At 39.3% G+C, this 12,235-nt stretch carries 13 protein-coding genes; all 13 read right to left on the bottom strand.

The window, feature by feature from the left end; genetic code table 11:
* Positions 1-28: 28 nt before the first annotated feature.
* On the bottom strand, positions 29-1,300 hold the full coding sequence (purD, locus tag NHH15_RS09500) for a phosphoribosylamine--glycine ligase (RefSeq protein ID WP_262066428.1): 1,272 nt from the start codon (positions 1,298-1,300) through the stop codon (positions 29-31).
* 11 nt (positions 1,301-1,311) lie between these two features.
* Positions 1,312-1,938, bottom strand: a complete 627-nt coding sequence (gene purN / locus NHH15_RS09495; RefSeq protein WP_262066427.1) for a phosphoribosylglycinamide formyltransferase — start codon at positions 1,936-1,938, stop codon at positions 1,312-1,314.
* Positions 1,932-2,957, bottom strand: coding sequence for a phosphoribosylformylglycinamidine cyclo-ligase (gene purM, locus NHH15_RS09490; RefSeq protein WP_262066426.1), 1,026 nt, complete (start codon positions 2,955-2,957; stop codon positions 1,932-1,934). Before purM ends, purN begins: the two co-directional genes overlap by 7 nt.
* 11 nt (positions 2,958-2,968) lie before the next feature.
* Positions 2,969-3,481, bottom strand: coding sequence for a 5-(carboxyamino)imidazole ribonucleotide mutase (gene purE, locus NHH15_RS09485; RefSeq protein ID WP_262066425.1), 513 nt, complete (start codon positions 3,479-3,481; stop codon positions 2,969-2,971).
* A gap of 63 nt (positions 3,482-3,544) precedes the next feature.
* Positions 3,545-5,530 (bottom strand): aminopeptidase, encoded by a 1,986-nt coding sequence (locus tag NHH15_RS09480; RefSeq protein WP_262066424.1) that lies wholly within the window; start codon positions 5,528-5,530, stop codon positions 3,545-3,547.
* Between the two features lies 1 nt (position 5,531).
* Entirely contained in the window at positions 5,532-5,879 is a 348-nt protein-coding gene (locus NHH15_RS09475; protein WP_262066423.1) for a DUF6142 family protein, read from the bottom strand.
* Positions 5,860-6,324, bottom strand: a complete 465-nt coding sequence (locus NHH15_RS09470) for a VanZ family protein (protein ID WP_262066422.1) — start codon at positions 6,322-6,324, stop codon at positions 5,860-5,862. Before NHH15_RS09470 ends, NHH15_RS09475 begins: the two co-directional genes overlap by 20 nt.
* A gap of 13 nt (positions 6,325-6,337) precedes the next feature.
* On the bottom strand, positions 6,338-7,012 hold the full coding sequence (gene pyrE / locus NHH15_RS09465; RefSeq protein WP_262066421.1) for an orotate phosphoribosyltransferase: 675 nt from the start codon (positions 7,010-7,012) through the stop codon (positions 6,338-6,340).
* Between the two features lie 9 nt (positions 7,013-7,021).
* On the bottom strand, positions 7,022-7,924 hold the full coding sequence (locus NHH15_RS09460) for a dihydroorotate dehydrogenase (RefSeq protein ID WP_262066420.1): 903 nt from the start codon (positions 7,922-7,924) through the stop codon (positions 7,022-7,024).
* Complete coding sequence (locus NHH15_RS09455; RefSeq protein ID WP_262066419.1) at positions 7,924-8,700, bottom strand: dihydroorotate dehydrogenase electron transfer subunit; 777 nt, start codon at positions 8,698-8,700, stop codon at positions 7,924-7,926. The genes NHH15_RS09460 and NHH15_RS09455 overlap by 1 nt, the downstream gene beginning before the upstream one ends.
* 1 nt (position 8,701) lies before the next feature.
* Positions 8,702-9,631 carry an orotidine-5'-phosphate decarboxylase gene (pyrF, locus tag NHH15_RS09450; RefSeq protein WP_262066418.1) on the bottom strand — a complete coding sequence of 310 codons (930 nt, stop codon included), beginning with the start codon at positions 9,629-9,631 and terminating at the stop codon, positions 8,702-8,704.
* Positions 9,628-10,920: a dihydroorotase gene (locus NHH15_RS09445; protein WP_262066417.1), complete on the bottom strand. Its 1,293-nt coding sequence runs from the start codon at positions 10,918-10,920 to the stop codon at positions 9,628-9,630. Before NHH15_RS09445 ends, pyrF begins: the two co-directional genes overlap by 4 nt.
* Positions 10,921-11,020: 100 nt before the next feature.
* Entirely contained in the window at positions 11,021-12,229 is a 1,209-nt protein-coding gene (locus tag NHH15_RS09440; protein WP_262066416.1) for a S41 family peptidase, read from the bottom strand.
* Between the last annotated feature and the right edge of the window lie 6 nt (positions 12,230-12,235).

The following is a 12,235-nucleotide window of genomic DNA, read 5'->3' as shown; positions in this document are numbered from 1 at the left end:
GGAGGTTTTATGACATCTTTGCTATTTTTTATGCTTCATCGATTGCTTTTCCAATATCCTTCCGCATATATTTATTCTCAAATTTCACCCACTCTGTTGCTTTATAGGCATTCTCCCGGGCTTCTTTCAGGTTTGCACCTTTTGCAGTAACACCAAGAACCCTTCCACCATTTGTGACAATTTTTCCATTGTCAAAGGAAGTTCCTGCATGGAAACAGTAATATCCTTCCTGTTTTTTGAATTCATCCAGCCCTGTAATCTCAAAGCCTTTTTCGTAGGAAACCGGATATCCGTCTGATGCCAGCACAACGCATACGGCAGCATTGTCTTCAAACTCCAAATCAATTTGATCTAATGTTCCGTTAATGCAAGCCATCATTACATCAACAATATCATTTTTCATTCGTGGCAGAACAACCTGGGCTTCCGGATCTCCAAATCTTGCATTATACTCTAAAACTTTTACCCCTTCTGGAGTCAGCATCAAACCAAAGAAAATAACTCCTTTAAAAGGTCTCCCTTCTGCCTTCATAGCATCCACAGTTGCCTGATAGACGTACTGGTTGCAGAACTCTTCTACTTCTTTGGTATAGAACGGACTTGGACAAAATGTTCCCATTCCTCCTGTATTCAATCCTGTATCCCCATCTCCTGCTCTCTTATGATCCTGAGCCGAACTCATGGTTTTAATTGTATTTCCATCCACAAAGGACAAGACTGAAACTTCTCTTCCAGTCATAAACTCTTCAATAACCATTTCATTTCCGGCATCTCCGAATTTTTTATCCTCCATAATTTCCTTTACACCAGCTTTTGCTTCTTCCAATGTCTGGCAAATCAAAACCCCTTTCCCAAGGGCAAGACCGTCTGCCTTTAATACGATAGGGAATTTCGCTGTTTCCAGATACGCATATGCTTTTTTTGCATCTGTAAAGTTTTCGTATCCAGCTGTAGGAATATTGTACTTTTTCATCAAATCTTTTGAAAAGGCCTTTGACCCCTCTAAGATTGCAGCGTTTCTTCTTGGACCGAATGTCTTAATTCCTGCATCTTCCAATACGTCTACTAAACCACCTACCAATGGGTCATCCATTCCTACAATCACAAGATCAATTTCTTTCTCTTTTGCAAAAGCAAGTATCTTATCAAATTCCATCGCACCAATTGGCTCACATATTGCATATTCGGCAATTCCTGCATTTCCCGGAACACAGTATAATTTATCTACCTGACTACTTTTATTGACACAATAAGCGATTGCATGTTCTCTGCCTCCGCCGCCTACAATTAATACTTTCATCCCAATCTCCTTTACTCCTGAATCCACACTTTGCCGTCTTTTATCTTCACTTTCCCATTTGCAATCAAATCAATGGCTCTTGGTAAAATAACCCACTCTGCCTCTTCCATTACCCTTTGCTGAAGGACTTCCGGAGTGTCACCTTGCTTTACTTCCACAGCCTTCTGCAAAATAATTGGCCCTGTATCCGTTCCTTCATCCACAAAATGGACCGTCGCACCTACTACTTTAACTCCTCGCTCCAACGCTTTTTCATGCACTTTTAAACCATAAAAGCCTTTTCCTGCAAAGGATGGAATCAAAGATGGGTGAATATTGATAATACGATTCTCGTACTTCTGAATCATTTGAGGAGGAATCACCACTAAAAAACCAGCCAATATAACCAAATCCGGATTCATATCATCCATAGTTTTCAAAAATTCCTGATTGAATTCATCCCGTGTTGCATAATCCTTTGGAGAAACACATACATGATTAATCCCATGATTTTTAGCACGGGTCAATGCATAAGCATTTTTATTGTTGCTGATAACTCCTGCTATCTCTGTGTTTGTAATTTTTCCTTCATCAATTTGATCAATAATCGCCTGTAGATTCGTTCCTCCACCAGAAACCAATACTACTATTTTTAGCATAGCGTAACCCCTTTGTCTCCGTTTTGCACTTTTCCAACTACAAATACCTCTTCACCAGAAGCCTTTAATGCTGCAATTGTTTTTTCTTTATCTTCTGGGGAAATTGCCAGCATCATACCGATACCCATGTTAAAGGTGTTATACATATCCTCTTCCTTTACTTGGCCTTTTTCCATAAGAAGTTTAAAAATAGCCGGAATTTCATAACTATTCTTTTCAACAACAGCGTGAACTCCTTCCGGCAGCATCCGGGGAATATTTTCGTAAAAGCCACCACCTGTAATGTGGCTGCATCCTTTAATTGTTACGCCCGCCTCTTTTACTGCGCGCAATGCTTTTACATAAATCTTTGTTGGCGCTATCAACGCTTCTCCTAAAGTAGATCCCAACTGGTCATAGTAAGTATTCAAAGACTCTTTTGTCATATCAAAAATACTTCTCACAAGAGAAAAACCATTACTGTGGACACCAGATGAAGCAATTCCAATTAACACATCACCTTCTGCTATTGTTTTTCCTGTAATCAAATCTTTTTCATCTACCACACCAACTGCAAAACCAGCTAAATCATATTCATCCTCTGGATAAAACCCAGGCATTTCAGCAGTTTCTCCACCGATTAAGGCTGCATTTGATTGTTTACATCCATCAGCAACACCACTAACGATTGTTGCAATTTTTTCCGGGAAGTTTTTCCCGCATGCAATGTAATCCAAGAAGAATAATGGTTCTCCTCCAGCACACGCTATATCATTCACGCACATTGCAACACAATCAACACCAATGGTGTCATGCTTATCCATCAAAAATGCCAATTTTAACTTTGTACCCACGCCGTCTGTACCAGATACCAATGTTGGTTTTTCCATGTTCTTGAATGCTTCCATTGAAAATGCACCTGAGAACCCTCCGATATTTGTGAGCACTTCTTTACGCATGGTTTCCTTTACATGCTTCTTCATAAGTTCTACCGATTGATATCCTGCTTCTATGTCGACTCCTGCCTTTTTATAATCCATAACTTCTCCTTTTACATTTCCTCTATGTATCTTTTATAACCTACTTGATCCAACTTCTCCGCTTTCTTAGAAACAGCATCTTTCATTTCTTTGGAGTACTCTTTTAAACGCTCTAAAAGCTCTGGATTAGAAACAGATAAAATTTTCGCCGCCAAAATCCCTGCATTTGCCGCTCCATCAATTGCTACTGTGGCAACTGGAATTCCCGGTGGCATCTGTACGATCGAATACAGAGCATCGACTCCATCCAAATTCTTTGAAGATAAAGGTACTCCTATAACCGGCAACGGAAAAATTGCTGCACACATCCCCGGTAAATGAGCTGCCATTCCCGCTCCGGCAATAATAACTTTAAAATCTTTCTCTTCAGCAGATTTTGCATAATCAAAAAACACATCCGGCATACGGTGCGCGGAAATTACGGTCATTTCATATTCTACACCTAGCTTTTCCAACATATCTGCAGCCTTTGACATTGTCTTCATGTCTGAATCGCTGCCCATGACTATTCCTACTTTTGGCATTTTTTATCTCCTTTTTCCTGTAAAACTTTTCTTTACCATCTAATAAATAATATCTTATTTGCCCTACTTTTTCAATGGAGTATTTAGAATCTCCATATTTGGCAGCACAAATTCACCTTCTCTGAATATATCAACACTTTCTTGATTCTTTTTATAAACTTTAATTCCACCTAGTTCATCGTAGGGAATCGTGATATCTGTGTGGAGATTGTAGTACGCATTTTTCACATCATCCTTTCGATTTTTTGAGATGCTGTTCTCCTTTGCCACGATTTCTTTTCCATTTGGATTAAAGACCCTTACGTCCTCGCTCCAGCTATAACACGTATCACCAATTGCAAAATGTGTCCCTGTTTTTTCTGCAATAAGAACTGGAAGCTTATCTTCTATTTCATATTTTCGTGCCATCTTATAGGCCAATGTGTTTGTTCCAATAGCAAACTCCCCCATAGGGAGATGTTCTTTATAGTGGAACAAATTGCTTTCAATAAACTTCTGGTTATCTTCCTTAGTCTCAAAATTTTCACAGCTATAATCCACTACTTTTCCATCTTCAAAGCTTAGGATTAATTCTTTAAACAATAAACCGTTTAAATACGCTTTTTTAACATGAAGCTTTCCTTGGGTTCCTTCCAAAACCGGACTGGTAAAGACCTCTCCCACCGGGATATTCACATCAGCAACACAATTTTCAAAGCTTGTTTGCTCCTCGTTTTCCAGCTCGTATAACTTAATTTTAATATCTGTCTGATTCTCTCCGCACCCCAAAACATGAACGTAGTCTCCCAAATCCAATACATCAATAATTCTTTGCTGTAGTTCCAGATATACATCGTAATCCAAAGTGTTTATTTTAATAATCTCTGAAAATATTTCCTGAAAGTCTTTTCCAATTTCTGGTATTGGATAAGCAACAATTGTAAAGCTTCTTTCTTCTCCTGGAACAAATCGATTGACCACCTGTCTTGCCTTCATATCGTATTCGATTTTCAGCATTTCCTGCTCTTTTGTATATCGGATAGCACTCTCTTTTTGACTTGGTTCAAAGGGTTCCTCACCAAAGGTTTCAATAACAGCTGGACCGGCTAAGAGCCTCGCTTCTTCCTTTAAAGCCCCATAGCTTCCCTCTAGTACCTCTAGCTCACGATTCTTATAGGCTCTGTCCATAACAAGGGCTCCGTCCTCCTTGTGATCAAAATCGTACTGAGGATTTGTCCGGCTTCCGCTGTATAACAGGATAGATTTTAATCCCATTTTCTTAAATTTATCCACTGCCCTTGAAACCACTCGTTCAAAACCAATCGGATAGCGAATATTCACCCGGTCTTTGATGGATAAATCCTTCCTTCCCAACTCAAATCCCTTCCGGAATCCTTCCACATAGCTCTCAGCCATTCTGCTAATGACTTCTTCATCTTGCTGCTGTAAAAATTCGGCAACCTTTCTTTCATTTTCTCCTATATACTCTCCATATAAATATAAGGCTTCTAATTCTCCCGACGCTACCCCTTCTACAATCTCCATTGCCTTCCCTTTGTCAGGCAGCAGCTGATTCTCAACTCTTTCCCGAACAAAAATTTCACAGTAATCCTTTTCGTACCAGTAAAGAATATCTTTTAGTTTTTCATAATCTTCTTCATGCCAGGAAAACAAGGAGTATATCTCTAAAAAAAGCTCCATTCTAATCAACAGCTCTTCATTTTTCCCATGAAATGCACATGAAATGCCTCGTCTGACTTCATGATATAAAAAAGTCATTGCTTTCTGTAATTCTTCTCCAAAACACGCCTTGCTATAAGATGGATTTCCATAGCACTTCTCATAATTTTCTTTTAAAAGGTCTCTATAAAGCATATCATTGTCAGCCACCTTTGCTTCCTGACTCAGATTTTTATATTGATTCTTTATAACCAGCACACAAATCTCATCCAGTTTCAGCAAAAAGCTGCACAGCTTCGAGAAATACTCTTTGTATTGTTCTCTTGTCTCTGAATGTTCTTTTATTTCAAGTAATCTTTCTTTTGCGATTCGATAACGTTCTTCGTACATCTTATATCAACCCCCTTATAAAGAGAAGTACCAGGCAAAGGAGTATACCGCTGTTCGCTCCAATACCTGCCTTGCACCAAAAATATCTCTTATTTCTTTCTTTAAATCCCAGAACACCATAATAAATACCTTTTATATCCATATATCCCATAACAATACATAAAAGTCCTGCATAAAGACTGATTCTTCCCTCGTTCATGAAAGCAGCCAGCAAAAGAAGCAAGAGCATAACAAGAACAAGGACGGCCAAAATCATTGATTTCAGCCCTCCTCTGGCGTGTCCTATTTTTTCCTGCCCAAATTTGGTACGGACTAATTTTTTCTCTTTTTTACTTTTTCTTGTAAACATGGTTCCTCCTAAAAAAAGATATTACAGCATAGATCAAATATCCCAGCATGCCTCCAAGGGTGTTTAGCATCAAATCATCTACATCAAAGCTTCCAATCATCGTTAATAATTGCAAAGTTTCAATGCAAAGACTCAGCAAAAAGCTATAAAGCAACGTTATCAAAAAACTTCTGTATCTGCTTGCCATTGGAAGAAAAAAACCAAAAGGTAAAAAAATCAAAATGTTACCTGCAAGATTCGTAAACGTAGCATAAAACCCTAATTCGTTACGATAAATCCAGAATCGTTTTATCTCTTTTAAAGGAATAAAATTATAGCTATATCCGTCTGTATGTACTCGTCCATAAAGATCTGAAAAAAGGAGAAAATATATAATAAAAGACACATACAGAATAAAGAGTACTTTTCCAAGCGCCCGAATCCAAGTATTTTTCTTTGATTTCAATTTTACACCTTCTTTATTTCACACCGTAAATTTCATAATAAGCATCAATTGCTTCTTTTAGCTGGTCATCAATAATTACGTTTCCTTTGTAAGGTTTATTGTATAGATGCTCTACGACCTCTTCCATGGTGACAATAGCCGTTGTTTTTAAACCGTATTTTTCTTCAATTTCTGACAGAGCACTTTTTTCTCCTTGTCCTCTTTCCATGCGATCCACCGATACTACAAGCCCAAGAACCGATACATCCTTTGTCTGGTTAATAATCGGTAATGTTTCACCAATAGAAGTTCCTGCTGTTGTAACATCTTCTATGATGACCACCTTATCTCCTGCCTGAATCGGACTTCCAAGTAAAATTCCTGTATCACCATGGTCTTTTACTTCTTTTCTATTTGAGCAATATCCAATGTCTTTGTTATACTGTTCACTAATTGCCATCGTAGCTGCAACACTTAGGGGAATACCTTTGTAAGCTGGTCCAAACAGAATATCAAATTCAAATCCAAATTTGCCTTCAATTGCCTTTGCATAAAATTCACCCAGCTTCCTCAGCTGACTTCCGGTACGATAGAAACCTGTATTAACAAAAAATGGTGTGTTTCTTCCGCTTTTCGTCACAAAGTCTCCAAATTTTAAAACTTCACAATCAATCATAAACTCAATAAACTCTTTTTTGTACTGTTCCATTCTAATCTCCTATTTCACTAATCCAATGATATCTGCTACATTGTCGAAATTCATTGTCTTTAGATATTCTTCTATTCCATTTTTTATTTTTATCATCGATGTTGGATCGTTAAAATTTGCCGTCCCAACTGCAATACCCGTTGCTCCTGCCAGCAAAAATTCCACACCATCTTCCCAAGATGTAATGCCCCCCATTCCAATAACCGGTATCGTAACAGCATTTGCAACCTGGTGAACCATACGCAAAGCCACGGGTTTAATTCCTGGACCTGATAATCCTCCCGTTCGATTTGCAAGACTAAAGCTTTGTTTGTAAATATCAATTTTCATTCCCAGCAAAGTGTTAATCAACGAGACACAATCTGCACCTCCAGCCTCTGCTGTTTTTGCCATCTCTGCAATATCGGTTACATTGGGACTTAATTTAATGATGATTGGCTGCTTGGCAACCCGTTTAATCTCCCGGGTCACTTCCAATAAGCATTTTGGATCCTGACCAAAAGCAATTCCTCCGTGCTTTACATTGGGACAAGAGACATTTATCTCTAACAAATCAACGGCCTCATCACCTAAGCGTTCTACCACTTCCATATAGTCCTTTGTTGTTCTTCCACATACATTCACAATTATTTTTGTATCAAATTGCTTTAAAAAGGGTAAGTCCCTTTTACAAAACACATCGATTCCAGGATTCTGTAATCCAATCGCATTGAGCATGCCGCTTCTTGTTTCTGCAATTCTTGGGGTAGGATTCCCTTCCCATGGCACGTTTGCCACCCCTTTAGTTACAACGGCTCCCAGTTGGTTTAAATCAACAAACTCCGAATATTCTTCTCCCGACCCGAAGGTTCCGGAAGCACTCATCACTGGATTTTTAAGCTCCACGCCTGCTATACTTACTTTCGTATTCATCAAAATTCCACCTCCCACGCCGAAAATACAGGTCCTTCTTTACAGACCCTTTTGTTCTTTACATGAGTGTGGCTATCTACTTCCTTTGACTTGCATACACATGCTAAGCAAGCCCCAACTCCACATGCCATTTTTTCTTCCAAAGACAAATAAACCTTTTCGATTCCTTCTTCTTTCGCGTACTCTTTTACGGCTTTTAACATAGGTGTTGGACCGCAGGCATAGAGGACATCCGCTTTAATACCATTGTCTCTGATTGCATCTAAAACAGTTCCTTTGGTGCCTGCACTGCCGTCCTCTGTAGCAATAGCAACCTCTCCCCATCTTTGCAAATCTTCCATCAGGAAAGTAGAGTCTTTAAACCCTGTAACAATATAGCTCTTACCACTTCTTTCCTTTGCAAGCTCCAGCATAGGAGGGATACCAATACCACCTCCAATTAGAATTGCATCTTCCGGAATTGAGGTGTCGAATCCATTGCCCAATGGCCCTAGTATCTCTATTTCGTCCCCTTCTGTCATTTTGCTGAAGATCTTTGTCCCAGTATGCTCTCCTGTCACCCGGTATACGAGACGCAGTGCGTTTCTGTCGGAATCAATTTCGCATATGCTAATTGGCCTTGGAAGAAGTCTGCTTTCGTCTCCGGTATAAAGGGATACAAACTGTCCTGCCTTCCCATCTGCTGTAACAGACTGTGATTCGATCCATAAGTCAAAAATATCTTTTGCAATTTCTTTTTGTGAGAGAACTTTTGCGATTTCCTTTTTTCTTTTCATCTTAATTTCTTCCTTCTAGCGCCTGATTAATATCTAAAATCATATCTTCTACTGCTGCCCTTGATGCCTCTGCATAATTTTTTTCGCCAAACTGCTTATAAGCATCTTGTTGATATGCCGCGATGATTCCTCTGGAAGAATTCACAATTGCACCTAATCCATCCTCATTAAAGAAGTGAACCAAATCTTTTCCCTTTCCTCCTTGTGCTCCGTAACCAGGAACTAAAATATATGTTTTGGGCATAATTTTTCTTAACACTTTTCCCATCTCTGGATAAGTAGCACCTACCACTGCGCCTACGTAGCTATAATCATCTCCCATAGCACCATCTCCCCATTCAGCAACTTTTTCACCCACTAATTCATACAATGGTTTGCCGTCTATGAGCTGGTCCTGGAATTCTCCACTGGATGGATTTGATGTTTTAACCAACACAAAGATTCCTTTCTTTTCCTCTTTGCAAATATCAATAAAGGGATTGATTCCATCTGATCCCAAATAAGGATTCACCGTTGCAAAATCTTCATCAAAAGGTGCAATCTTTTTCCCGTTCCATTCTATTTTTCCTAAATGTCCCACTGCATATGCTGCCGAGGTCGAGCCAATATCTCCTCTTTTAATGTCTCCAATTACGACCAACCCTTTTTTCTTGCAATAATCTACTGTCTTTTTAAATGCTACTAATCCTGGTACTCCAAATTGTTCATACATTGCAATCTGAGGTTTTACTGCCGGAATCAAATCCCAAACCCGATCTACAATCCCTTTATTATACTCATAAATTCCATGGGCAATTTGCTCAAGGGGATCTTCTGACACCTCTTTTGCCTCCTCCAATATATGCTTTGGAATAAAGGAAATCATTGGGTCTAATCCTACCACAATAGGAGCCTTTGTCTCTTTAATTTTTTTCACTAACTGATTAATCACGCTTTACTTCCTCCTGCTTCGTATACAATATTTCCATCTATTATGGTATGGGTTACCATACCCTTCACCTCATATCCATCAAAGGGCGTGTTGTGTCCCTTTGATTGAAAGGTACTTTTATCAATTTTATATGTGTTTTCAATATCGAAAATCACCAAATCACCAATCATTCCTTCCGAAACAGACCCTTTTCCTTCAAGATTTAGAATCTTGGCCGGTGCATAACTCATTTTGTCTGCCATTTCCATAAGAGTTAGCTTCCCTGTCTGTACCAAATATGTATACGTTAGTGCTGCACAGGTTTCTAATCCTACAATTCCAAAAGCGGCATCCTGAATGGATTTTTCCTTTTCTTCCTGGCTATGGGGAGCATGATCTGTTGCAATCACATCAATGGCTCCATTTTTCAATCCTTCTATCAGCGCATCCACATCCTCCCTTGTCCTAAGAGGTGGATTCATTTTGAAGTTCCCATCATCTCTTTTAATATCTTCTGTCGTCAAAACAAAATGATGGGGGCAAACTTCTGCAGTTACACAAATATGATCCTTCTTTGCCTCTTCCAGCATGCGGACACTGTCTTTCGTGGAGCAATGGCAAAGATGCAGCCTTACTCCTGTTTCCTTTGCCAATAAAATATCTCTTGCCACAATCACATCTTCCACAGCATTTGTAATTCCCTTAAATCCCATTTTTTTCGCAGTTTCATCGGCATTCATTACGCCACCTTCTACGAGGTTAATGTCTTCACAGTGAGCAAGAACCAATAAATCATTTTCTTTCGCAAGCTTCATTCCCTGACGATATACTGCAGAGTCCATAACAGACTTCCCATCTTCGCTGATTCCTTTGCAGCCTGCTTGTGCCATCCCTTTTATATCTGCAACTTCTTTTCCTTCTTGTCCATAAGTCACAGCACCAAGCTGAATAACATTGACCTTTGTCTCTTCTTTTGCTCTTCTGTGAACATCCTCCACCTTGTCTTTTGTATCGATGACCGGTTTTGTGTTTGGCATAGCCAGCATCGTTGTAATTCCACCTTTTGCAGCCGCCAAACCACCACTTTTCAAATCTTCTTTGTAAGTAAGTCCTGGATCTCGTAAGTGCACATGCATATCAATAAATCCCGGCATAACAATTCGATTTTCTGCATCTATGATTCGATCTGCTTTTTCTTCGATATTTTTTTCTACTTTTTGTATGATACCATCTTGAATTAAAACATCTGAAATCTCGTCCTTATCCGTTTTCGGGTCAACCACCCGTCCTTTTTTTATCAGAATTTTCATACCTTCACACCTTTCTGTTAAAAAGCCACATTGTGATTTATTTTACCATAATCACAAAAAAAAAGAAAGGCGACAGATTTGTATCCATCCCCTTTCTTAATTACTTCAAATAATTGATTGCTTCCTCCAGTTGATTGTCGTAATCCGGATTCTCTTCATCCGCTTCATACTCAACTACTTTATCCGGCGTAATCCCTTCACCGTCTATGTTTCTTCCTTTAGGTGTAAAGTATTCTGCAATGGTCAGTTTTACGCTGGTTCCGTCTTTCAAATCAAAAATTTGCTGTACCACACCTTTTCCATAGGTTTGCGTCCCCATAATCGTTCCACTGCCATAGTCCTGAATCGCTCCGGCATAAATCTCTGACGCAGATGCACTGTTTCCATTTACCAGAACAACCAAAGGCTTTTCAAACTTATTCGCCTCATCAGATGTTAGTTCTGATTTTTTCCCCGACTTATCTTCCATGTAGACTGTGAGTCCTTCTGGAAGCATAAGATCCAAGATATTGCTTACCGTTTGAAGACCACCCCCCGGGTTGTTTCTCAAATCCACAATCAGGCTCTTCATACCTTGCTTTTCCAACTCATCTAAGGCATGCTTGTATTGCTCCAAGGTAACATCACTAAACTCTGAGATTGAAAGATATCCCACGCCATCATTCTTCATCTCAAAATCCACCGTCTGGGCTTCAATCTTCCTTCTTGTAACGGTTACCACCACATCTTCTGTTTCGCCTTCGCGGTAGAGAGTAAGCTCAACCGGAGTTCCTTCTTCCCCTTTGATATGAGTTACCACTTCTGCCAAATCGTCTTTACTATTCAGCTCCCGGTCTCCCACCGTTAAAAGAATGTCACCATCCTTTATCCCAGATTCCTGAGCCGGTGAATCATCATAAACACGTAGAATTGTAATTCTTCCATCCTTTTTATCCTGGGTCAGAACGGCTCCAACTCCACTATACTCTCCCGATGTACTTTCAGACATCTGCTTGGTGTCTTCCTCATTATAATATTCTGAGTAGGGATCATTCAATCCACTGATATATCCTTTATATATCCCATCTCTTAGAGCTTCTTCATCTACTTCCCCAATATAAGAACGATCAATATACTCCTTTAAAACATCCAATTTTTCATCAATTTCGTCTTGAGACACTTCCGTATTCTCTGTCTCATCATCCAGAGTCTCATTCTTTGTTTGTCTATTAATCAAGTTTGAAATTGGCGCACAGGAAACAACTCCCAATACTAATAATATAACAAGGGCGCCACAAAGCGCCCCTTTTAAAAATTCATTTTTCTTCATCGTTTC

Source organism: Aequitasia blattaphilus, from assembly GCF_024721305.1.
Classification (GTDB): domain Bacteria; phylum Bacillota; class Clostridia; order Lachnospirales; family Lachnospiraceae; genus Aequitasia; species Aequitasia blattaphila.
The sequence above is the reverse complement of the archived record's forward strand: the minus strand, read 5'-3'. Positions and strand labels throughout refer to the sequence as shown.

What these genes read in the sequence shown, in the direction of transcription:
- purD (WP_262066428.1), bottom strand. Translation starts at nt 1,300, where the DNA reads ATGAAAGTATTAATTGTAGGCGGCGGAGGCAGAGAACATGCAATCGCT.
- purN (WP_262066427.1), bottom strand. Translation starts at nt 1,938, where the DNA reads ATGCTAAAAATAGTAGTATTGGTTTCTGGTGGAGGAACGAATCTACAG.
- purM (WP_262066426.1), bottom strand. Translation starts at nt 2,957, where the DNA reads ATGGATTATAAAAAGGCAGGAGTCGACATAGAAGCAGGATATCAATCG.
- purE (WP_262066425.1), bottom strand. Translation starts at nt 3,481, where the DNA reads ATGCCAAAAGTAGGAATAGTCATGGGCAGCGATTCAGACATGAAGACA.
- NHH15_RS09480 (WP_262066424.1), bottom strand. Translation starts at nt 5,530, where the DNA reads ATGTACGAAGAACGTTATCGAATCGCAAAAGAAAGATTACTTGAAATA.
- NHH15_RS09475 (WP_262066423.1), bottom strand. Translation starts at nt 5,879, where the DNA reads ATGTTTACAAGAAAAAGTAAAAAAGAGAAAAAATTAGTCCGTACCAAA.
- pyrE (WP_262066421.1), bottom strand. Translation starts at nt 7,012, where the DNA reads ATGGAACAGTACAAAAAAGAGTTTATTGAGTTTATGATTGATTGTGAA.
- NHH15_RS09460 (WP_262066420.1), bottom strand. Translation starts at nt 7,924, where the DNA reads ATGAATACGAAAGTAAGTATAGCAGGCGTGGAGCTTAAAAATCCAGTG.
- NHH15_RS09455 (WP_262066419.1), bottom strand. Translation starts at nt 8,700, where the DNA reads ATGAAAAGAAAAAAGGAAATCGCAAAAGTTCTCTCACAAAAAGAAATT.
- NHH15_RS09445 (WP_262066417.1), bottom strand. Translation starts at nt 10,920, where the DNA reads ATGAAAATTCTGATAAAAAAAGGACGGGTGGTTGACCCGAAAACGGAT.
- NHH15_RS09440 (WP_262066416.1), bottom strand. Translation starts at nt 12,229, where the DNA reads ATGAAGAAAAATGAATTTTTAAAAGGGGCGCTTTGTGGCGCCCTTGTT.